The sequence below is a fragment of the Mycobacterium sp. IDUB_37 genome (assembly GCF_055419245.1).
This window is the reverse complement of sequence record NZ_JBVAXG010000011.1, coordinates 213700-236104: the sequence shown is the minus strand read 5'-3', so window position 1 is coordinate 236104 and position 22405 is coordinate 213700. Positions and strand designations below refer to the sequence as shown.

Here is a 22405-nt window from a genome sequence, read left to right as displayed (position 1 = left end):
TACTCGCCCTACCCCTGCTCCTGAGCCTGTTCACCTACGCCGTCCCCGGCGACGCCGGACTCTCCCTCGCCGCAGCCGCCGACACGATGTCGTCGCAGCCCGGACAGCTCCTGGTGCTGCTCATCATCGGCGGCGGGCTGATGGGCTGCGCCACGGCGATCCGGGAGATTGTCAAAGAGCAGGCCATCTACCAGCGTGAACACAACATCGGACTCTCCGGCGGCGCCTACCTCGCCTCCAAACTCGCCGTCCTGGGCGTAATCACCGGCCTCCAAGGACTGATCCTCGGATTCCTCGGCGTCGCCTTCCTACCCCCACCGGACCAGTCGATCGTGCTGCCATGGCCGCGACTCGAGATTGCTGTGGCAGTCCTCGCAGTCACCATGGTGTCGATGGTCCTGGGCTTACTGATCTCGGCGCTCATCGGCAACGCCGATCGCGGCATGCCAGTGCTGGTCGTGGTCGTCATGGCCCAACTCGTGCTCTGCGGAGGAATGTTCCCCGTCAAAGACCGCATCCCGCTGGAACAACTGGCCTGGCTGTCCCCCTCCCGATGGGCCTACGCGATGGCCGCGGCGACGGTGGACCTCAACGACCTGCGCCGGACCACCGGCGGCGACCAGGATCCGCTGTGGGACTACGACGTCAGCGGCTGGTTGACGGCCGCGGGGGCGTGTGCACTGCAAGCGGTGATTCTGATTTTGCTGACCATGCTTTGGTTGCGACGGCGCGGCCCACATCGCTCGACCCGGAAGTAGTTCAGATGTGCTTCATGACGAACGGGACGCTGCTGACGGCCAGCGAACCGCAGGAAATCTGAACCGACAGCAGTCGGTAGCCGAGGTAGTACACCCCGTATGACCATGTGCGCCTCACGGCGGGACGCCACGAGGCCGGAACCAGCGCCACCACTACGACTATCGCGGCGAGGGCCAACATCGCGACAAGCTGGGCCTGGCGGTCGGTCTCGGCGGTGGTCAGCATTGATATCCCTTTTCGTGGCCCGAACTCGGTTTGGCGTCTTGGGAAAGGTTCTGCCGCCGGGCTTGCCGCATGCTTGGCGGATTCTTGGCGCAGTCGGCCCGGCCCTGGATACCGTTGCGAACGGGGATGGAACGGCATCGCCTGCACTTGCGGTTGCCTCTGCGAGCAGGCGGATGTTGATAGTGTCGGCGGCATTGCGAGTTGATTGAGAGGATCAGCGATGAGCGACACGCAGGACTCGCGTGTGGGGTCGATGTTCGGGCCCTATCAGCTCAAACGGTTGCTGGGCCGGGGCGGGATGGGCGAGGTCTACGAGGCCGAGCACACCGTCAAGGAATGGACCGTCGCCGTCAAGCTGATGACCGCCGAGTTCAGCAAGGACCCGGTGTTCCGGGAGCGGATGAAGCGCGAAGCCCGCATCGCCGGCCGTCTGATGGAACCGCACGTGGTGCCCATCCACGACTACGGCGAGATCGACGGCCAGATGTACCTCGAGATGCGGCTCATCGAGGGCACCGACCTGGACAACCTGCTCAAACGCTTCGGCCCGCTGACCCCGCCGCGCGCGGTCGCAATCATCACCCAGGTCGCCTCGGCACTCGATGCCGCCCATGCCGCGGGTGTCATGCACCGCGACGTCAAACCCCCCAATGTCCTGGTCACCCGCGACGACTTCGCCTACCTGGTCGACTTCGGCATCGCCAGCGCCACCACCGACGAGAAGCTGACCCAGCTGGGCACCGCCGTCGGAACCTGGAAATACATGGCGCCAGAACGCTTTTCCAACGACGAGGTCACCTACCGCGCCGATATCTATGCCCTGGCCTGCGTCCTCTACGAGGCGCTGACCGGCGGTCCGCCCTACCGGCACGACAGCGCCGGCACGTTGGTGACGGCGCATCTGATGGACCCGGTCCCGCAGGTCAGCGCGCAGCGCGCGGGCATCCCGAAGAGTTTTGACGCGGTGATCGCGCGCGGCATGGCCAAGCGGCCCGAGGACCGCTACGCCAGCGCGGGCGATCTGGCTCTGGCCGCTCACGACGCACTCAGCGACCCCGATCAGGACCACGCCTCCAACATCGTGCGGCGCAGCCAGGAGGCCACGCTGCCCGGCCCGCCGTCACCGCCGGCATCGCAGACATTGCCGGCCACCGTCTTAGCGCCACCGTCGCGGCCCCCGTCCACACCGCCGCCGTCCTCGCGGCCGCAGTACCAGGACAGTTCTGGTTTGTCGGGCCCGCAGCAGCGGCCCTCCGCGCCGGCCGGCCATCCCGGGTGGGCACCCAGCGGCCCGATCTCGGCGCCGCAGAACCCCCCGCACTACCCGCCGAGCGGCGGCTGGTCGGGTGGCCCGCCGAGCACGCCGATACCGCAGCAACCATCGGCCCCGTTGCCCACTTGGCACCAGGGGCAGCCGCCACCTTCGGCGGGCAAACGCAACCCGTGGCCCATCGTTGCCGGCGTCGCCATCATGCTGGTGCTCGTCGTCGGCGCGGTGGGTATCTGGCTGGCCGTCAAACCCAAGCCTGCGCCCAAGCTGAAGCCCATCGCGGAGGACCGGCTGAGCTCGCTGCTGCTGAGCCCGGCGGAGGTCAACGCGGTCATGGGTGCGTACAACATGCAACCCGGAAAGCCGATCACGACGGTGGACTCCTCGCCGGTGACGGTGTCGATACCGGACTGCCAGGGTGCGATGTACACCAGCCAGGGGCCGGCCTATTCCGGTAGTGGGTACACCGGGCTCAGCGGACTGGTGTCATCTGAGCCCGGCGACAACTACGACCACTGGGTCAACCAGGCTGCCGTCACTTTCCCCACCGCGGATAAGGCCCAGTCCTATCTGCAGACGTCGCTCGACAAGTGGAAGAACTGCGCCGGCAAGACGGTGACCATCAACAACAAGGGCAAGACCTATCGCTGGACCTTCTCTGACATCCAGGGTTCCTCGCCGAAGATCATGGTGACCGACACTCAGGAGGGCGCCAACGGCTGGGAGTGCCAGCGGGTGATGGAAGTTGCCAACAACGTGATCGTGGACGTGAACGCGTGCGGGTACCAGATCAGCGATCAGGGCAGTCGGATCGCCGACCAGATGATCACCAAAGTCAACAACGAGAAGTAGCCCCGCCAGCCTGCCCCGGTTAGCCGGACAGGTCGGGCCCTTCGGCGCGCACGTCGTCGACCGCCGACATGGCGGTGCGCAACTTGGCGAGCCACTCCTCGGTGTGCTCACCGACCAGTTTGACCGACCAGGCCAGCGCGTCCGCGCGCGACCGCGCAACACCGGCGTCCACCAATGTGTCCAGCACCTGGCGCTCCGGTTGCTTGAGGCGCGTCATTACAGGCACCGCTATGTGGGTGAACAGGATCCGCTCGCTACCGGAGTCGGACGCGACCTCGACGCCCCAAGACACCTTGCGCCCGTAGCGGTCCTGCGCTTCCTCGGCGATGGCCATCCGCTCCGGACGGGTCTCTTCGCGGAACCGCGAAACCCGACCTTCGGCGCGTGCGGCGCTTTCCTCGGAGCCCGGTGCCGCCAGCTTTCCAACGACGGTGATTTCCTCGCGATCGACGATGACGGTGGGATCGCCGTCGAACCAGCTTTCGGGCAGACGCCCGGCGAACCATTCGGCCGCGCCGCCGGCGTCGGGTTGCTCAGCTTGCTGCCAGCCTCCGGAACGCCCGTGCCGGCGCCCATGATTGTGTAGTTTCATGATTACATGATTACACCGTTGCAAAGTAATTCGAGGCTGTTTCTCCGTCGGCGAACTTGACGAGCAACGATGGGAGAAAAATCGTTGCCATCGAGTAATGGCAGTTGTACTTTTGAAGGTGAAGCAGGCCCGGAAGCGACCAACTCTCAAGTGCCGGAAGAAGGGTGAAGACCGGACGCGTCAGACCCGCATTAGTCGGAGTCAGTAACGCCCCCCAGAGTCGCGCCGGGCCTGCCCATGTGCCGGAACTAAGCAGTCCCAGAGCCTCGGCGAACCCGAAACACCTTCGTCTCCCCCTTGATGCCCTTGAGGCGACGCCCGCCGGCGAATGAGAACTGAAAGCCGGAGTCATCGCCGTCCTCGGTCAGCGCCTCGTGGACCGACTCGGCGACCAAGACCGTCCCCGGCCGCGCCACTCCGGTAATCCGGCTCGCGGCGTTGACCGGACTGCCGAACCAGTCACCTGCCCGGCTGACCGCCATGCCGGAGGCGACTCCGGCCCGAAGCCGGGGGAACGCGTCGTCCGTGTCGACCATGTCAACCAGCTTGAGGACCGTGTCCAGCAACGGCGCCGGGTCAGGGCAGACGAACATCACCGCATCGCCGATCGTCTTGATGAAGCGCACCGGCGGAGAAGTCAGGTCGCGCGCCAAATCAGCCAGCCGGCCGGCGAGTTGCCCCAACTCCTCGGCCGAGACCACCTCACCCAGACTGGTGAACCCGACGAGGTCGGCGAAGGCGACGCTGATCTGACGCGCGCCCGGCAACGGCTTCCCAGCAGCCCGTTCGCCGGCGTTGACCGATTCGGTCTCCATCATGTGCCGCAACTGCATGAACAGCATTTCCTGGATCATCGGGCCGAGCAGTGGCGCGATCTTGCTGATCAGCGCTTTGGACGCCTGGGCAATCTGCACTTCGCTGACTCCCGGTCGCATGATCGCCGACAACGCGGTGTAGCGCATCACCTCGGCAGCGTGTGACAGACCCTCGGCAAGCACCCGCACCACCGCGACCACCTGGTCGGGCGGCAGCCCGAATTCGACGAACTGCTGAGCGGTAGCGGCGGCTTCGACGTCGGCGCGCATATGTACGGCCGCATCCGGGTCGTCCACCCGAGCCAGGCCAATCGCGCGCTGTATCCGTTGCAGGAACACCAGGTCGATGTCCTGGTTCTCGCTGATCTCGCGAGTGGACACATAGGTCCCGTCGTCGCCGATCAGATGTCGGGTAGCGAGCAACAGCGGCGGGTTGGTCGATCGGATTTCTTCTACGCTGATGCCCTGCTCGAGCAGCCACTCCACCAACTCGGCACGCTCGGTGCGCTGGGTGCCTTCGAGCCCTTCGAGCAAATCCTCGATACCGTCCACGGCCTCAACGTTAGCGCCGGCAGGTGATGATGTGAGGTGATGACCACACCACTGCTCGAAGGACTCCCACCCGTGGTGGATGAGCGCGCCTCGGTGCTGATCCTCGGCTCCTTTCCCAGCGTGCTATCCCTGGCGGCCGGTGAGTACTACGCGAATCCGCGCAACGCGTTCTGGCCGATCATGGGCGAAATTCTCGGATTCGACTGCACGGCAACGTATCCCATCAGAGTGGCCGAGCTGCAGGCACGCCGAATCGCGCTGTGGGACGTGTTGCGCAGCTGCCGCAGGATCGGCAGCGCGGATGCGGCGATCGACCCGAAGAGTCTGGTGACCAACGATTTTGGAGCACTGTTCGTCGACTACCCGGCAATCACGCAGGTCTACTGCAACGGCGCGAAAGCGGCCGGGCTATTCGAACGCCTGGTACCCGCTCGATCGTTGCCGAGTCAGCGGCTGCCGTCGACCAGTCCGGCGCATGCGATCGCGCCGGCCCGAAAACTTGCCGCTTGGAAGGTAATTCGCGAAGACCGACCGGATTTATGACACCGGCGGGCGCCGTTGCGCCCACGGCCGGGCGGCTTCGATCTGAGCCGAGAGCGACAACAGCGTCGCCTCGTCGTAGGGCCGGCCGACCAGTTGCACTGACATCGGCAGCCCGTCGTCGTCGAAATCCCACGGAACTACGGCAGCAGGCTGGCCGGTCAGATTCCAGATCTGCTGGTACGGGACCCGCTGCGCAACCAACAACAGGGTCGAGACGCCGCCCCGGCGTTGATAGGCGCCGATTCGTGATGGTCCGGCCGCGGTGCCCGGCGTGATGACGACGTCGACGTCGTCGAAAATCGATTGGATCCGGGCATTCAAACCTGGCTCGGCGCTGCGCAACGCCGCCATCCGCCGGTCGGAGAAGAACGAGCCGAGGTGGGCGATGCCGCGAGTGCGTGCTTCCAATCGCTCGGGGTGCGCTTGGGCGTCCGCGTCGTCGGCGATTCCGCGCAGAAAGCGGGGCAGGTAGTTGGCGTAGAGCGAGGCCGGATAGTGCGGATCCCGGACGACCACCTCGTGACCGAGGTCCCGCAGCAAGGCGCCCGCCTGCTCGACCGCTGTCAATTGCGCCCTGCCGACTCGCACCGGCAACGGCGTTGGAACTTTGGTGCTCAGCGCAATCTTCAGCTGACCGGGCGAGCGGGCCGCCGCAGCCTCGAACTCGCCGGCGGGACCGGGCGCAGTGTTCGTCGCGTCGAGCAGCAGCGCCGCATCCAACACCGATCGCGTGATCGGGCCATTGACACTGAGCCCCTGCCACGCGTCGTCGTGCGGCTCCAGCGAGATCCGGTCCCGCTGCGGTTTCAGTCCGAACAGACCGCACCAGGTGGCCGGAATGCGAATCGAGCCGCCCCCGTCGGATCCCAACGCCATCGGGGCCAGGCCGGCCGCGACGGCCGCAGCGCTGCCGCCACTGCTGCCCCCCGGTGTACGACGGGGGTTCCACGGGTTGCGAGTGGCCCCGAATGTCAACGACTCGGTGAACGGCATGATCATCAGTTCTGGCACGGCGGTCTTGCCGATGATGACCGCACCCGCCGCACGCAACCGGCTGACCACCTCGGCATCGTCGGCCACTACCGGGCCGTGCGCGCCGCTGCCGTAGGTCGTGACTTCACCGGCGACGTCGACGTCGTCCTTGATCGCGACCGGCACTCCGAGTAGCGGTCGCCGCTCGCCCGCGTCGAGGCGCCGTTGGGCGATCTCGGCTTCCTGACGCGCGCCGTCGTATCGCACCACGCGGTAGGCCCGCAGTTGGCTGTCCAGCCGCTCGATGCGTTCCAGGTAGACCTCGAGAAGTTGCGGGGCCGTGATTTCGCCGCCGGCCAGCAGCCGCGCCTGCTCGGCGGCGCCGACGAACGCGAGATCGCTAGGGTCCACTGCCGCAGCGTATCCCGCGCAGTTCGGCAGCCTCGGACCCTGGTGTGCGGGCCCCAAGTACGGTGACGAGATGTCCTGCGTGTTCTGTGCGATCGCGACCGGTGACGCCCCGGCGATCCGGATCCATGAAGACGACCACTACCTGGCAATCCTCGACATCAGGCCGTTCACCCGGGGCCACACGCTGGTGATCCCCAAACGACACAGTGTGGACCTGACCGACACGCCAGCCGAGACCCTGGCCGGAATGGTCGCCATCGGTCAACGCATCGCGCAGGCTGCCCGGGCGACCGAACTGGCCGACGCGACCAATATCGGCATCAACGATGGCCGCGCCGCGTTCCAGACGGTATTCCACATTCATCTGCACGTACTGCCCAGGCGCGAGGGCGACAAGCTCTCAGTGGCCAAGGGCATGCTGCTGCGCCGAGATCCCGACCGGGAGGGCACCGCAAGAATCCTGCGCGAGGGGCTGGCACAGATCGACGGGCACGAGTAAGACTGGTCTTGTAAGGCTGGTTTTGGGGATGCCGAGACATCGTTCCGTGTGCCCAGTTCATACCGAAGGACCGAAATACGCCACCAAAACAGACCACCAGTACTGACGGTTGCGTAATAACGGTTTACTCTATGAGTACAAGGCAAAGTTTTTAGGCACTTTGTCTGCGCTGCGTGCGAGCTGGAGCAGGAATGAAGCGCTGGACGGTAATGCCGTGCCCGCTTACTGGGCTGAAGATGGGCATCAGCTGTGCCGTCGTCGGCGCATACGCTCTTGCAGCGGCCCTGGTCGGCGCTTCCGCGATTTTCGGCTGGCACGGGCCGTACGCAACGAGGCCGGTCGACCAGTTCGCGAACCTGCTGTGCCTGGCATTCGCGCTGGCAGCTGCGTGTAGGGCGGCCCGCGGCGCGCACGGTCGCCGTAGAAACGGCTGGCTGGCTGTGGCGGTTGCTCTTGGCGCCTGGGCCGTCGGTGAGGTCATCTGGGCGGCTTATGACGTGCGCTCTCAGGTGGAGCACGCCAGCCATCCGGCCGCCGGCGAGATCGTGCTACTGCTGTTCCCGATCGGGGCGCTGGCAGCTCTGATACTGCTGTCCAATGCAGACGGGCACGACCTGTTGCGGTTGTGGCTGGACGGCATCATCGTTTCGACATCGTTGTTCGTGGTCTCGTGGGTGTTCGTCCTGGACAAACTACTGAGGGAGCCGAGCAGTTCTGGGCCCGTCACGGTGGTGCACATCGTCGGCGACGTTGCGCTCATGACGGCTTCGATCCTGGTGCTGTCACGGGGCAGACCCGGCGGGCGCCGCAGCATGACCCTGCTCGCCGGCGGAATTCTGACTATCGCGTTGGCCGACATCCTGGTCGTGTTTCAAACCGGGGTCGGCACATATCACAGCGGTGATTTCATTGACGTAAGCCGAGTGGCCGGTTTGGGCTTCGTGACACTGGCCGGCATGGTCAGCGTCGGAGAGCCCCCGACGGCGCCACCACAAAACGACATCACCTCCCGCGCCCGGCTCTGGTTGCCCTACTTCCCGCTGGTTTTGGCGGCCGCGCTCGGTCTGGGCCATGCGCTACGGCTGATGCAGCACGGACCGTTGCTGGTCGGGTTGGGGATTCTGGTGGCGGCGGTGCTTATCCGGCAACTCGTAGTGCTCGTCGAAAATCAGGGATTGTTGACCGAGGTGGCCCAGGAGGCTTTCCGGGACAGCCTGACCGGTCTGGCCAACCGAGCCAACTTCCTGCACAAACTGGAGCAGGCTCTCGTGCGTCGTCAGCAGGACGCCGTCCCGATCGCGGTGATGTGCCTGGATCTGGACAACTTCAAGTCGGTCAACGACGCCCTCGGCCATCCGGCCGGAGACGAACTTCTGGTCCGGGTAGCCGGACGATTGACCACGGCAATCGGCGAGGCCGGCACCGTCGCACGACTCGGTGGCGACGAATTCGCCGTCGTCCTCGAAGGCCCCGCGGAAGACTCACATACGACTGCGCAACGGGTCCTGGAATCGTTCGACAAGGCGATCGTGATCGACGGCGTTCCGTTGTCGGTCCGACCGAGCATCGGGTTCACGGTGACCGCTCCCGAGTCCCGCTGCAGCGTCGACGAATTGCTCCGGCACGCCGACCTGGCCATGTATGCCGCCAAACGCGATGGGGGCCAGTGCATTCGCAGTTTCGTACCGGACTGGCCGCTGCCCTATGAGCTGCCGGATCTGGCCGACATGGCCGAATTCACCAGCGGCCTGGAAAACGGCTTCGACAACGGGCGACTCCACCGAGGCGTGGCGAGCGTCTTCGGCCCGGCGGGCAGTTCCGCCAACGTGACGGCTCTGGCCAGCACGGTCAAGCCGGGCTCCGGCGCGGCGACGCCGATTGCCGACCGGACGCACGACGTGGCACCCAGTGTTCGATGGCCTCCAACAGGAATCCGAATTTCCCTGACAGCCTTGACAATTGGTGTGCTCGTTTTCGCATCGTCATGTTGGCCCGACTTGCGCGCCGACCACACCCCGTTCTTCGCGAATGTCCTCTATCCGGGATTGAACTTGTTCGCGGCGGTGTTGATCGCCATTCGAGCCATCCGGGTCCGGGCAGATCGCCTCGCGTGGATTCTCATCGCGATCGGCATGGCATCGTCAGCGGCCGGCGACATCATCTACTCCCGGTGGGTGCCGAATGGGCAGTCGCCGTCGATCGCCGATCCGGCATACCTGGCGTTCTATCCGCTTGCCTACATCGGTCTGCTGCTGCTCATGCGTACGCGGCTCAAACGGGTGCCCGTTCCGGTTCGCCTGGATTCCCTGGTCTGCGGATTGGCTGCAGCCTCGGTGGCTGCGGCGCTGGCGGCCGGGCCCATCCACGCGGCGGCAATACACACACCGGCCACCGTCCTGGTGGGCCTGATTTACCCGTGGGGCGATTTGATGCTGTTGGCCCTGGCCGCGGGAATGCTGCCAATACTGGGCTGGCGCAAAGAGTTTCGCTGGGGCCTGCTGGTGGTCGGCTTTGTCCTGTTCGCGGTCGCGGACACGGCTTATCTCTTCGAGACCTCGGCCGCCGACTACCGAGTCGGCACGCTGCTCGACGCATTCTGGCCCGTGTCGTCGCTCCTGCTGGCTTTGGCGAGTTGGGCGCCTTGGTCGTCGGTGCCACCCGCGCCGAAACGGACACTCAGCTCCTATGTTGCACCGGTGACGTGCACCGCCGTGGCGTTTGCCGTTACGGCCGTGGGGAACGACTCACGACTCGCTGCAACGCTTGCCGCGCTGAGTCTGGTCGCCGTTGCGGCGCGATTCTCGGTGACCTTCCGTGATGTCACCATTCTGGCCGAGAGTTACAAGCACGCGATGACCGACGAGTTGACCACGCTGCCGAACCGGCGGTCGCTGGCGACCGCGTTGACCGCGGCGCCGGTTACCAACACCGGGCCGCTGGTCGGGCCGATGCCTATGAGGCGGACACCGGCTCGTCGGGCGCTACTCTTATTGCAGCTCTGCGAGTTTCAAGAGATCAACGACTCGGTCGGAGAGCACTTTGGTGACGAGTTGCTGTGCCAAGTCGCAAATCGACTGTCGCAGAACGTACGTCGCGAGGATCTGCTCGCGCGCTCCGGCGAGGAAGAGTTCGCGATCTTGCTTGGCGAGGGGGCGGACCTCATCGCCGCGCGCGCTCAGGCGGGTCGGTTGATCGAGGCGCTGAGTGCGCCATTTGCGTTGGATCCCATGACCGTTCAGGTGGAAGGTCGCATCGCCATCGCGCTGTACCCCGACCATTGCGACCATCCGCAGGAATTGCTGAACCGCGCTGAGACGGCGATTCCGCAAGCCAGGACAGCAAAGAGCAAAATGGCGGTGTACGAAACGGCTTTTGAGTTGTACCGCGAGAACGACCCGAACCTCATCGAGGAAATGCGCGTTGCACTCGTCGACGGCACCGAGCTGACGTGTCACTACCAGCCCAAGATCAATTCCGGTGACGGCAGTGTGCACAGCGTCGAAGCGCTGTTGCGCTGGCATCACCCCAACCGCGGATTGCTGCTGCCCGAGGAATTCCTGCCCGGTGCCGAACGCGCCGGCCTGATGCGCAAGGTGGCCTACCGAACGGTCAACGTCGCCCTCGAACAGGCCAGAATCTGGCGCGAGCAGGGCATGCCCCTGATCGTGGCGGTGAATCTCTCGACGACCAATCTGCTCGACCTCGACCTCGTCGGCACCCTTGAGCGGCTTCTGCACGACTATGGATTGCCGGCTGATCAGCTGATCATCGAGATCACCGAAAGCACCCTGATGGACTCGTCCCGGTCGCGAAAGACGGTCGCCGCGCTGCAGCGTCTCGGTGTTCGCATATCACTGGACGACTACGGCACCGGATGGTCTTCGCTGGCTCGCCTGCAGGACGTTTCGGTGGACGAGTTGAAACTCGACCGGGTGTTTGTGGCCCGACTCTCGCAAGACCCGCGCTCCGTCGCGATCGTGCGCTCCACCGTCGCGTTGGCAGCGAGCCTCGGCGCGGATCTGGTAGCCGAGGGCGTCGAGGAAGAGGGGACCCTGCGCGCGCTGCGACAATACGGGTGCACCATCACCCAGGGCTTCGTGCATACGCCGCCGTTGCCCGGCAGCGACCTGCTGCCCTGGATAAGGACACACGCCCCCGATCCTGCCAAGAGCCAACCGCAGGAAGCACACGTCCACGACTAGCGGGCCGGCCGCCAGTTAGCTCAGAAGAGCTCCTTGGCCAGCAGCTCCAACGTCGCCACCCGGGCGGGCGCGGCGGAGGGGTCCGTGCCCCGGTAGGCCGACGCGACCGGGTGCACCATCACCTCGTCGACGTCGAATCGTTCGGCCAGGGCGCGCAGCTGTCCAGCAGCTTCGTCGGGTGATCCGACGACGGCCCGCTCGAGGCCACTGTCCACGATGTGCTGCTGCGCAGGCGTCAGCTTCTCCACCGCGGCGTCCTCGACAAGCTGCACCTGACCGAGTGGTTGTCCGGTCCGCAGCCGGGCCATCATCTGCAGGTTCGGCAGCATCAATGCCGTTGCCTCGTCGCGTGTTTCGGCGACAGCGGCGTTGACCGTCAAGAACGTCACCGGCTCAGGCGTAAGAGCACTGGGCCGGAACTGCGACCGGTAGTGCTGCAGCGCCTCTTCGGTGCCCTGGCCGGAGAAGTGGTGGGCGAAGACGTACGGCAGCCCCTTGGCGGCCGCGAGATGCGCCGAGTACATCGACGAACCCAACAACCACAGTCGCGGTTCACTGGCCGCTGCCGGGGTCGCCTTCAGCGTGTAATCGCCCGAACGTAACGGCACCCGCACGCCGCGCGCGCTCATCAGCGCGGCGACATCGTCGAGGTATTCGGGAAAGTTCTCGATATCGCGATCGTCCCGGCCGGCCCGCAACGCGTAAGAGGTCACCGGGTCGGAGCCCGGCGCCCGGCCGATCCCGAGGTCGATCCGGCCCGGCGCGGCGGCCTCGAGCAGCGCGAACTGCTCGGCCACCGCCAGCGGCGCGTGATTGGGCAGCATCACACCGCCCGACCCCAGCCGCAATTGCCGGGTCTGGGCGGCCAGATAAGCGAGCAGCACCGGCGGACTGGTGGCGCCCACCGACGGCATGTTGTGGTGTTCGGCGACCCAGTAGCGAGTGAACCCGAGGCGGTCGGCGGCCTGGGCCAACGCCACAGTGGCAGCCAGCGCAGTAGAAGTCGACTGGTCGGTACGCACCGGTACGAGATCAAGGACAGAAAGACGCACGTTCCAGTCAACGCCTACGGCCGCGCGAACCTTCCCGGGCGGTGATTCTCAGTCGTTCATCGCAAATCAGTAGTTCAGCAATGTGAAGGAGTTGATGATCATCTCGAACTGCTCCTGCGAAATGGGCGCACCGCCCGGAATGTTGTCGGTGGCCAAGAATTGGGTGCGTTTGGTGTACGCATGGAACCGCTTGAAGTAATTCGCGAAGCCGAGACCGTGGTCGGTCCGGGCGATTTTGAGCTCGCCGGCGAGGACGGTGGCACCCAGCAGAGCGACGCTGGTCCCCTGCCCCGACAACGGCGAGCAGCAATACGCCGCGTCGCCCACCAGCACCACCCGGCCGATCGACCAGTGGTCCATCACGATCTGGGACATCTCGTCGAAGTAGAAGTCCGGTGCCGAACGCATCAGCTCGAGTAACTGCGGCCGAATCCAGCCGTCGTCCGCCATCCGCTTTTCCAGCTCGGCGAACTGAGCTTCGGTGTCCCGGTAGTCAATTCGCAGCTCGGTGTCCAGGAATCCCAACATGGCGCGGGCCTCGGAGTTGTTTCGGGCGCTGTAGACGCCCGCCATGCTGGCATCTCCGTAGTGCCACTTCTGCCAGTAGTCCAAGTCCAGGAAATTCGGCACGGTGAAGATCGCCGCAAATGTCCCGAGGCGCTTGATGAATCGGTCCTCCGGCCCGAAAACCAGCTTGCGCACATTGGAATGCAGGCCGTCGGCTCCGATCACCAGGTCGAAGATGCGGGAATCGGAATTCTCGAAGGTCACATTGACGGCAGGACCGAGATTTTCCAGGGCGACGATCGTGTCGTCGAACAAGAACTCGCACTTCAATTTGGTTTCGTCGTAAAGCAATTCGACCAGATCGTCCCGTAACAGCTCGATGTCGGGATTGTCGATAGGTCCACCCGTGGGTGTCGATTCGGTGTCCTCGGACAACACATTGCCGTCCCGGTCGACGACGGTCGAACCCTTGATGTTGGTCTTGGCGCTTTCGGCGGCGGCGCGCAGGCCCATGCGATCCAAGACGTCCAGCGCGGGGCCACGTACGTCGATCGCCTGCCCACCCGGCCGTAGCCCGGGGTGGCGCTCCACCACGGTGACCGCATAACCATTGCGGTCCAGCCAATATGCCGCGGTCAGCCCCGCGACACTGGCGCCGGAAACCAGAACCGATTCAACCATTACTCAATTCCTGCCAGCTTCTTCGCGTCCTTGAAAACGTCATCGAGCATTGCCGGAGTCAACCTACCCGTGAACATGTTCTGCTGGCTCGGGTGGTAGCAGCCCACCAGCAACCTCCCCGACGCCAATTCGGCAACAACGCCGTGACCGAACTTGGGTTTGCGCGCCGGTGCCACGCCCGGCAGACGCAGCGCCACCTGCCAGGCGAACCCGCCGAGCGCCACCAATACCCGCACGTCAGCGGACACCAGACGCCACTCGGCGTCCAGCCACGGCGCACACGTGTCCCGTTCTGCTGGCGTCGGCGCATTAGCCGGGGGCGCGCACCGAACCGGGGCGACGAGGCGAATCTGTTCTGCCCGCAGACCGTCGGCGGCGTCGACGCTCGTCGGTTGATTCACCAGCCCGGCACGATGCAGCGCCGCGTACAACTGATCACCCGACCGATCGCCGGTGAACATCCGCCCGGTGCGGTTGGCGCCATTCGCGGCCGGGGCCAACCCGACGATCAGCAGGCGCGGGTGCTCCGATCCCCAGCCGGGTACCGGCCGTCCCCAATACGGCTGGTTGGCGAACGAACGTCGCTTTGTGACGGCGACGTCCTCCCGCCAAGCAACCAGCCGGGGACAGGCCCGGCAGACGCTGACGGCAGCGTCGAGTTCGATGACCGAGCGTGCCTGCGTCGCCAACTTGCCGACCTGCGCGGGGGTGCCGGCCACCGGGGTCTGCGCCGTCGCGTAGTCGCCCGGCCACCCGGAGCCGGGTTCGACCGGCGACGCGAATGCCTGGCCGGTGTTGGGATGGGTCAGCACACAACTATCCTGCCCTGTCAGAAAATTCGGTGGTTCCACCGCCGATTTCGCATTAAATTCAGCCGCGATATCTCATGAGCAAGCAGAGCCGCGGCCCGGCATTTCTCGTCCTTTTCGCCACGTTGATGGCGTGCGCGGGCGACGGCATCTCGATCGTCGCGTTTCCCTGGCTGGTGTTGCAGGGCAGCGGCAGCGCCGGACAGGCATCGATCGTCGCCGGCGCCACGACGCTGCCGCTGCTGTTCTCCACACTGGTCGCGGGCACCGCGGTCGACTACTTCGGTCGACGCCGGGTGTCGATGGTTGCCGACACGCTCTCCGGAGCCGCGGTGGCCGCCGTTCCGCTGGTGGCGTGGGCGTTCGGGGCCGAGGCAGTGAACGTTGCGGTGCTGGCGGGGTTGGGCGCGTGCGCGGCCGCATTCGACCCGGCCGGGATAACCGCACGTCAATCGATGCTGCCCGAGGCCGCCGCGAAAGCGGGTTGGTCGCTGGACCGGGTCAACAGCGTGTACGAGGCGATCCTCAACCTGGCGTTCATGGTGGGCCCGGGCATCGGCGGCTTGATGATCGCCACTGTCGGCGGCATCACCACGATGTGGATCACGGCAGGGGCATTCGCGTCGTCCATCCTGGCGATCTCGGGGCTACGGCTCGAGGGCGTCGGCAAGCCGCTGCACTCGAGCCGGCCGGAGGGACTGGTGTCAGGAGTCTCCGAGGGGCTGCGCTTTGTGTGGAGCCTGCGGGTGTTGCGCACGCTGGCGCTGATCGACCTGACCGTCACGGCCCTGTACCTACCAATGGAAAGCGTGCTGTTCCCGAAATACTTCAGCGACCGGCATCAGCCGGGTCAACTGGGCTCGGTGCTGATGGCGCTGTCGCTGGGCGGTCTGGTCGGCGCGCTTGGCTACGTGGCGGTGGCCAGACGGGTGTCGCGGCGCACCATCATGCTGACCGCCGTACTCACCCTCGGGGTGGCCGCTGCCGTCATTGCGCTGCTGCCGCCGCTGCCAGTGATTCTGGTGCTGTGCGCGGTGATCGGCCTGGTCTACGGGCCCATCCAGCCGATCTACGCCTATGTGGTGCAGACCCGGGCGCCGGATCATATGCGCGGCCGGGTGGTCGGGGTGATGACGTCACTGGCCTATGCGGCCGGCCCATTGGGCCTGCTCTTGGCCGGCCCGTTGACCGACGTTGCCGGGTTGCACGTGACGTTCTTCGCGCTGGCAGTACCGATCCTGGTCACCGGACTGATCTGCATCCGACTGCCGTCGTTGCGGGAACTTAACCGTGCGCCAGAATTTGTTGCCGAGCCCGCTTCTTGAGGCACCGTAGGATCGGCCCGGTGGACGCGCTGGCAGGCCTGATCGCCGAACTGCCCGATGGGATGGTCGTCACCGATCCCGCCGTGACCGAGGGCTACCGACAAGACCGGGCCCTGGACCCGTCGGCCGGCAAGCCATTGGCCGTCGTCAGGCCGCGGCGCACCGAAGAGGTGCAGACCGTCATGCGGTGGGCGGCAGCCCACCGGGTTCCGGTGGTGACCCGCGGCGCCGGCAGCGGCCTGTCAGGCGGCGCGACCGCTGTGGACAACGGGATCGTGCTGTCGACGGAGAAGATGCGCGACATCACCGTCGACCCGGTCACCCGCACCGCGGTCTGCCAGCCCGGCCTGTTCAATGCCGAGGTGAAGAAGGCCGTCGCCGAACACGGCCTGTGGTACCCACCGGACCCGTCGTCGTGGGAGATCTGCAGCATCGGCGGCAACATCGCCACCAATGCCGGCGGGCTGTGCTGTGTGAAATACGGCGTCACGACGGACTACGTGCTGGGCATGCAGGTGGTGTTGGCGGACGGCACCGCGGTGCGGCTCGGCGGGCCTCGCCTCAAGGACGTAGCCGGGCTGTCGCTGACCAAGCTGTTCGTGGGTAGCGAAGGCACCTTGGGTGTCGTCACCGAGGTGACGTTGCGACTGCTGCCGGCTCAGAACGCTTTGAGCGTGGTGGTCGCCAGCTTCGCCTCCGTCGAGGCGGCCGTCGATGCCGTGTTGGGCGTCAGCGCGCGGCTGCGGCCCGCGATGCTGGAATTCATGGATGCGGTGGCGATCAATGCCGTCGAGGACATCTTGCGGATGGACCTCGATCGCGGGGCGGCGGCCATGCTGGTGGCCGGCTCCGACGAACGTGGCCGCGGCGGCGCAGAAGACGCCGAGGTGATGGCTGCGGTCTTCGCCGAAAACGGTGCGACAGAAGTGTTTTCCACCGACGACCCGGACGAGGGCGAGGCGTTCGTCGCGGCGCGGCGGTTCGCGATTCCGGCGGTCGAAGAAAAGGGATCGCTGCTGCTCGAGGACGTCGGGGTGCCATTGCCGGAGCTGGGTTCGCTGGTCAGCGGTATCGCGCGGATCGCCGAGGAGCGAGACCTGATGATCTCGGTGATCGCGCACGCCGGAGACGGCAACACCCATCCCCTGCTGGTCTTCGACCCCGCCGATGCCGCAATGGCCGAACGCGCCCAGTTGGCCTACGGCGAAATCATGGATCTCGCAGTCGGATTGGGCGGCACGATCACCGGTGAGCACGGCGTCGGCCGGTTGAAGCGGCCGTGGCTGGAGGGGTACCTCGGCCCCGATGTGATGGACCTGAACCGGCGGATCAAGCAGGCGTTGGATCCGTTGGGGATTCTCAACCCGGGGTCGGGGATTTAGCTCATTCTTCTCGCGCGGCCGAGCGTGAACTGTCCGACGCATCGCCGGTGTGTCGCGTCGTAGGATTCACTGTCGGTCGAATTGCTCAGCCGTCGTGGCCGCTATCCCCGGCTGCTCCGGCATTTCCGAGGGCGCCCCACGCCGCGAATCACCGGCTGGGCCGGGAGGCATCCTCCGCAATTTGGTTGCTTGGAGTGTCCTAGCCGTAGGTTAGACCGATCGGTCCATCGTTGCCGAGGAGCAAACCGCCACGGCCACCATTGCCAAGGGGATGGGAGGTTCCAACAGCGAAGCCGTTGCCAGCATTGCCGCCGTTGCCAAGCAGTTGGGCGTCGCCGCCGTTGCCGCCACTGCCGTCTACCGTAAAGCCGAATCCACCGGATCCACCCGCACCGCCGTTACCGATGAACGCGGCCTGACCGCCGACGCCCCCAAATTCCGCCCTGCCCGGCCTGGCCACCGTCGCCACCGGCGCCACCGTTGCCGTAGAGGAACCCAGCCGCGCCCCCAGCGCCCCCGGTGCCGCCGATGCCGCCCTGCGCCGCACCGCCCGTACCGCCCGTACCGCCGGCGCCACCGTCACCGAAGGCGCCGCCCGCGCCACCTCGGCCCCCCGTCCCCCTGGGTCGAACTAGGCGACGCCGCTGCCTCATCGACGAGCGCATCTCCTGTGACGCTTAAGTGCTTCACCGGGCAAACAACAATGAAACACAAATATTGTTGCGGCTGTGCGGAGCAGCAACGGTTGAATCCATCGCCTATCCCTGGTCACGCATGCGGATACCGTCGGTGACTAACAAGCCAACGTGTTGCCGCCAACGGCCGGCATTGCCGGGCAGCAAGTTTTCAGCGGAGCGCAGCAGCGAACTATCCGGATTGGCTCCACCCGCGGCCTCTACCTGTCGCGTCGGTTGCCAATCTTCATGGCATCGTCCAGCTCCACTACCTGCGGTTCCATGGGATTGCCACGCATTCTGGCGACTGGGTTTGGCATCCTGATGACGCATCCTGCAACCAGCGGCCCGCCCCTTGCAAAACCAAGACACTTTCGCATGCTGCCCCCGATGGCGGCGATCGGATCGTCGCCTCCCGACGACCGCCTAGGCATTGAGGATCGTTGCCAGGGGGTCAACGGAGACCCGGATCCATCCAGATCGGATAGCTCCGGGCCAGCCGGACGTCATCAACCTCGGACGCATGAATCAGCGCGGTGTCGACGTCGACAATCACCCAAGCAGTGGGAATCGGCGGCGTTTGGCCAGTCGATCCATAACCTCTTGGATGGCCCGCTCGACCTTGAGATAGATCGCATCGACGTAGACATCGTCGTTGACGCGATCAGGATCGGAGTCAACCTCGATGGGATCTAGAAACTCGGTGCGGATCTTGGCGGGCAGCGGCAGGTGCATCGGCAGGACCTCAATCGCCAGCGGAAACGGAAACCCGACGATTATTGGCGCCGTCACGCCGCGCAGCCGCTTACCCAGTCCGGTCCAGCGCGCGAGGAACCGTCCCTCGGAGAGGACGAACACGGTATCGTGACCGCCAATGGTCGCCACCGGGACGATCGGCACGCCCGAGCGAATCGCCTGACGGACGAATCCCTTGCGGCCGGCCAGCACCGCCCTGTCACGCAGACGCCAACTGCGCATCGCGTCTTCCTCGCCGCCCGGCCACACAACCACGTCGTGACCCGCCGCCAGCGCCGCGGTGACGCCCTTACGGGACGCCGGAATCACACCGGCCGCCCTGAAGTAGTCACCGAGCAGGGGCGCAGCCATCAGCACGTCGTGCGCGGTGCCGTGCAGTATCCGGCGACCTTCAAAGTGGCGATACCAGGAATGCACCAGTGTCCATGCGTCCATCGTCAGCGAGCCGCCGGAGTGGATGCCAATGAGTAGCGAAGTCTCGTCGGGGATCCGGCCCCAACCGTCGATCTCAAGTCGAAAGTAGTTGTCGCAGAGGAAATTCCAGATGGGATTCGAGTAGCGCATGAGCTGCTCACTCGGCCCTCTCGGCGCGGTCAGCTGCGACTGCCCGGGCGGATCAGTGGTATCAGGCATGGGTTCGTCGGTACGTATCGTCCGCACAGTGATCAACCCTGCACCGAGTCGGTGCGGTTGTCCTTTTTGCCATATCAGCCTTCCTAAATAGTCCGGCAGATCCACCGGACGGTAGTGGACATTTGCTAGCGCTCATTGTCAAGCATCTGCCTGGCGCCAAGCCACCGCCGCTGGTGAGTGTGCCTAGACGTACCCACGAACGCAGCTGGCCAAAGCAGAAGATCGCGCTGACCTGCTACCCACTCACATCTCTCTTCGCCACAACGTTGCCTCGCAGGCGCTGCAGCCTCGCTGCCCGGACTTGGAATGTGCGGCTCAATTTCCGCAGCACGGTGCAACCGCTGGCGGGGTGATTGCCAATAGAGCTCGACATGCTCTCCCAAATGCGTTCCTAAATAATCGGATTGGCGCCCACATCAGCGCAAACCGGGACACCTCGAAGGACCCGACGAATGTTCAGGCCCTCTCAGCACTGCCTAGGAGCAGCTACCACGACTCGGGCCACCGGCAGCTACGGCCGATATTGCGAAGGCGCGTTGATCGCGTCCCGAACACTGGTTTCCTGATTGCCCAGGAACCTTGGATCGGGGCGGGTGAGCATGTAGAAGACGGCCTTGGTGGCAGCGAGTTGATCGCGCAGCCAACACTTGTAGTAGGTGAAGTCGTGCCCCTCGCCGGCATCAGCGATACCGCTCGCTTCGATACCCGCGCTTCGACACAAGGCGATGGTGCGCGGCAGGCTGAAATCCTGGGTGACCACGATGGCCTTACGCACGCCAAAGATCCGAAAGGCGCGGATGCAAGTGTCGTAAGTACTGAAACCGGCGTAGTCAAGAGCGATCTTGTCGGCGGGCACACCGTTGCGCAGCAAATACCGACGCATCGCCGTGGGTTCGTCGTAGGTCGAGACGCTGTTGTCGCCGCTGAGCAAGAGTGCCTTGACCTTGCCAGACGCCAGCAGCCGACCAGCAATATCAAGGCGGGCGGCCAGATACCCCGAAGGTGCGCCGCTGGGACGGACCTCAGCACCGGGAACAAGCGCAACGTCGGCCGCGGGCACAGCTTCGACCGAGTATTCAAAGTCACCCGCCTGCACGCGGACCCAGGCGATCGAACCCGCTGCCACCACAAAGGCGGCAACCACCGCGAATACCGCCAGTCGCAATATCACGCGCGGCCGAATCCAAGACCGGAACCAGCCCGGACTTCGCGCCGCACGGTCACGCAACCGCATGCACAGAGTCTGCCAGAACTGAAGTTGACCTCGGGTTGACGTCGCGTCACCCAGCGCGACACTCAGGTATACGGATCGGGTACCTGGCAGCCCAATACGGGCCACCACCGCCCGAAGGATGTGCGCCGCGGTCGGCACGCAGGTGCACACGCCTCGGCAAGCCACGGGAAACTACCTCATTCACCCGGTCACTAGTCGATACAGGTCCGCAAACAACCCGGTGACGATCGGGGCGGCGTAACCCGGAGGTCGCGGTGGGCGGTCCTACCCTGGCTCAGGCCTTCACCTGGCCAATCGATGGGGAGCGCTTGGCCCCGGTGCACCGTGAGTCAAAGGAGTTCGTGTGTTATCGCCGCAGCCTCAGCAGCACAGACAGGTCTTCCGGCGCCGGCTGGGCCCGATCCTGCTCTCCTTTGCATTGATGTACGCGTTGGGTTTGCTTTACATCGCCAGCACGATCAACCCAAGCGGCAGCCTGCGGCATTTCCCCGTCGCAATCGTCAACCAGGACAACGGGTCTGCTGGCAGGTTCATCACCGATGATCTGGCCAAAAACATGGACAAGAAACAGTTCGACGTGCGGGTGCTGACGGCGGATCAAGCCCGCCACCAGTTGGATACGGCCGCGGTCTACGGTCAGGTGTCAATCCCCGCGGACTTCTCGCAGCGCCTGTTCGCGTTACCGGCCGGCATGCTGCAGACGGAACCACCCGCCAAGCCTGTCATCATTCTCTCGACCAGCCCGCACGCCGGTACAGTCGCTGGCGCAATTGCCGAGAAAGCTTTGCGAAAGGCGCTGGCAGTAGCCAATTTTAGGGCCGGAAAGATGCTCTCCACACAGCTCGCGCAGCAGCAGTATCAGGGCAAGCCACTACCAGGCGCTGAAGCCCTGGCGCTGGGCAGTCCAATCGATATCGAGACCGGCCCCGACACATCCGGCTCCAACACCGGCACCGAAGCGTTCTACCTGTCGCTCCTACTAGTGATCGGCGGAGTATCGGCCGCTATCCTGGTCGCGAAGACGCAAACGTCGCTATTGAACTATCTGTCAACGGGATTCAAGCCTCTGTTCTGGAGGCTCACGTGGATCCAGGCGTCGCGGCGACAGAGCCTTCTGGTCGGATGGTCATTGACGGTACTACTCGCTCCGCCAACGGCATTGGTGTGTCTGGGAATTGCATTGCTGCTGGGTGTATCGCTCCCCTACCCCGTCGCAACCTGGGTATTTGCCGCGCTTGTTGTGAGCGTCGTGGGCGTCCTGTCCACCTCCCTGATTTCGGGGTTAGGCAAGTGGGGTGCGGTGATCAGCGGCATCGTTTTCATCTTTCTCGGGCTGCCCGCGACGGGCGCCGCCATGCCGTTGGAAGCCTCGCCACGCTTACTGGGCTGGATCGCCAACTTCGAGCCAATGCGCCAGTCGTTCATGGGCATTCGGTCCCTGCTCAATATCGACGGTCGTGCCGACGCGGCACTGACACAGTCGCTGGCGACCTGCCTGCTCAGTTTGTGCGCCGGGGCGTTGCTGGGTTTCACCATCATCTGGGCGCAACTCAGAATGCGCAGAGCGCGGGCATATCTGCGCCACGACGTCCTCGTCGAGCGGATCCATCTCCATGAGGAAACTGCCACCAAACCGCTGCGCCGAGGCGTCGACGTCTAA

The 22405-nt window shown here is 65.1% G+C and carries 18 protein-coding genes; 8 read left to right on the top strand and 10 right to left on the bottom strand.

The genetic code is table 11. The features are described 5' to 3' along the window. Window positions 1-758: ABC transporter permease (locus ACZY1I_RS28270; RefSeq protein ID WP_463760366.1), on the top strand; the 758-nt coding region annotated here is incomplete at its 5' end. Between the two features lies 1 nt (window position 759). Here the strand turns inward: ACZY1I_RS28270 and ACZY1I_RS28265 are convergent. Further along, on the bottom strand, window positions 760-984 hold the full coding sequence (locus tag ACZY1I_RS28265; RefSeq protein ID WP_463760363.1) for a hypothetical protein: 225 nt from the start codon (window positions 982-984) through the stop codon (window positions 760-762). 220 nt (window positions 985-1204) lie between these two features. On the opposite strand from ACZY1I_RS28265, the gene ACZY1I_RS28260 reads away from it, so the two are divergent. Continuing rightward, a complete protein-coding gene (locus tag ACZY1I_RS28260; protein ID WP_463760361.1) occupies window positions 1205-3106 on the top strand; it encodes a serine/threonine-protein kinase PknH/PknJ in 1902 nt (633 codons plus the stop codon). A gap of 19 nt (window positions 3107-3125) precedes the next feature. On the opposite strand, the gene ACZY1I_RS28255 is transcribed toward ACZY1I_RS28260, so the two are convergent. Continuing rightward, the gene (locus ACZY1I_RS28255; protein WP_463760359.1) at window positions 3126-3698 is read right to left on the bottom strand and encodes a hypothetical protein; all 573 of its coding nucleotides are present in this window, start codon (window positions 3696-3698) and stop codon (window positions 3126-3128) included. Between the two features lie 248 nt (window positions 3699-3946). Beyond that, window positions 3947-5065, bottom strand: coding sequence for an adenylate cyclase regulatory domain-containing protein (locus ACZY1I_RS28250; protein WP_463760356.1), 1119 nt, complete (start codon window positions 5063-5065; stop codon window positions 3947-3949). A gap of 39 nt (window positions 5066-5104) precedes the next feature. Between ACZY1I_RS28250 and ACZY1I_RS28245 the strand changes: the two genes are divergently transcribed. Beyond that, window positions 5105-5608, top strand: a complete 504-nt coding sequence (locus ACZY1I_RS28245) for a DNA-deoxyinosine glycosylase (RefSeq protein WP_463760354.1) — start codon at window positions 5105-5107, stop codon at window positions 5606-5608. Here ACZY1I_RS28245 and ACZY1I_RS28240 read toward each other — a convergent pair. Further along, window positions 5603-6991, bottom strand: coding sequence for an amidase (locus ACZY1I_RS28240; protein ID WP_463760352.1), 1389 nt, complete (start codon window positions 6989-6991; stop codon window positions 5603-5605). The genes ACZY1I_RS28245 and ACZY1I_RS28240 overlap by 6 nt on opposite strands. Window positions 6992-7061: 70 nt before the next feature. Between ACZY1I_RS28240 and ACZY1I_RS28235 the strand changes: the two genes are divergently transcribed. Together ACZY1I_RS28235 and ACZY1I_RS28230 are read left to right on the top strand one after the other, a co-directional pair. Beyond that, entirely contained in the window at window positions 7062-7490 is a 429-nt protein-coding gene (locus ACZY1I_RS28235) for an HIT family protein (protein WP_463760348.1), read from the top strand. Window positions 7491-7699: 209 nt separating this feature from the next. After that, window positions 7700-11692: a diguanylate cyclase domain-containing protein gene (locus ACZY1I_RS28230; RefSeq protein ID WP_463760407.1), complete on the top strand. Its 3993-nt coding sequence runs from the start codon at window positions 7700-7702 to the stop codon at window positions 11690-11692. A gap of 20 nt (window positions 11693-11712) precedes the next feature. Here the strand turns inward: ACZY1I_RS28230 and ACZY1I_RS28225 are convergent, their stop codons facing one another. The 3 genes from ACZY1I_RS28225 to ACZY1I_RS28215 form a co-directional block, all read right to left on the bottom strand. Further along, window positions 11713-12744: an LLM class flavin-dependent oxidoreductase gene (locus ACZY1I_RS28225; protein WP_463760345.1), complete on the bottom strand. Its 1032-nt coding sequence runs from the start codon at window positions 12742-12744 to the stop codon at window positions 11713-11715. 66 nt (window positions 12745-12810) lie between these two features. Beyond that, on the bottom strand, window positions 12811-13932 hold the full coding sequence (locus tag ACZY1I_RS28220) for an FAD-binding protein (protein ID WP_463760343.1): 1122 nt from the start codon (window positions 13930-13932) through the stop codon (window positions 12811-12813). Then, entirely contained in the window at window positions 13932-14744 is an 813-nt protein-coding gene (locus tag ACZY1I_RS28215; RefSeq protein WP_463760341.1) for a uracil-DNA glycosylase, read from the bottom strand. Before ACZY1I_RS28215 ends, ACZY1I_RS28220 begins: the two co-directional genes overlap by 1 nt. Window positions 14745-14818: 74 nt before the next feature. On the opposite strand from ACZY1I_RS28215, the gene tap reads away from it, so the two are divergent. Both tap and ACZY1I_RS28205 read left to right on the top strand, forming a co-directional pair. Then, entirely contained in the window at window positions 14819-16066 is a 1248-nt protein-coding gene (gene tap / locus ACZY1I_RS28210; protein ID WP_463760338.1) for a multidrug efflux MFS transporter Tap, read from the top strand. Window positions 16067-16128: 62 nt separating this feature from the next. Further along, window positions 16129-17448, top strand: coding sequence for an FAD-binding oxidoreductase (locus tag ACZY1I_RS28205; protein ID WP_463760403.1), 1320 nt, complete (start codon window positions 16129-16131; stop codon window positions 17446-17448). Window positions 17449-17647: 199 nt separating this feature from the next. On the opposite strand, the gene ACZY1I_RS28200 is transcribed toward ACZY1I_RS28205, so the two are convergent. From ACZY1I_RS28200 to ACZY1I_RS28190, 3 genes are all read right to left on the bottom strand, one after another. After that, complete coding sequence (locus ACZY1I_RS28200) at window positions 17648-18052, bottom strand: hypothetical protein (RefSeq protein ID WP_463760334.1); 405 nt, start codon at window positions 18050-18052, stop codon at window positions 17648-17650. 622 nt (window positions 18053-18674) lie between these two features. Further along, window positions 18675-19511, bottom strand: a complete 837-nt coding sequence (locus ACZY1I_RS28195; protein WP_463760331.1) for a lysophospholipid acyltransferase family protein — start codon at window positions 19509-19511, stop codon at window positions 18675-18677. Between the two features lie 511 nt (window positions 19512-20022). Then, window positions 20023-20745, bottom strand: a complete 723-nt coding sequence (locus ACZY1I_RS28190; RefSeq protein WP_463760327.1) for a SanA/YdcF family protein — start codon at window positions 20743-20745, stop codon at window positions 20023-20025. Between the two features lie 343 nt (window positions 20746-21088). Between ACZY1I_RS28190 and ACZY1I_RS28185 the strand changes: the two genes are divergently transcribed. Continuing rightward, on the top strand, window positions 21089-22405 hold the full coding sequence (locus ACZY1I_RS28185) for a YhgE/Pip domain-containing protein (RefSeq protein WP_463760323.1): 1317 nt from the start codon (window positions 21089-21091) through the stop codon (window positions 22403-22405).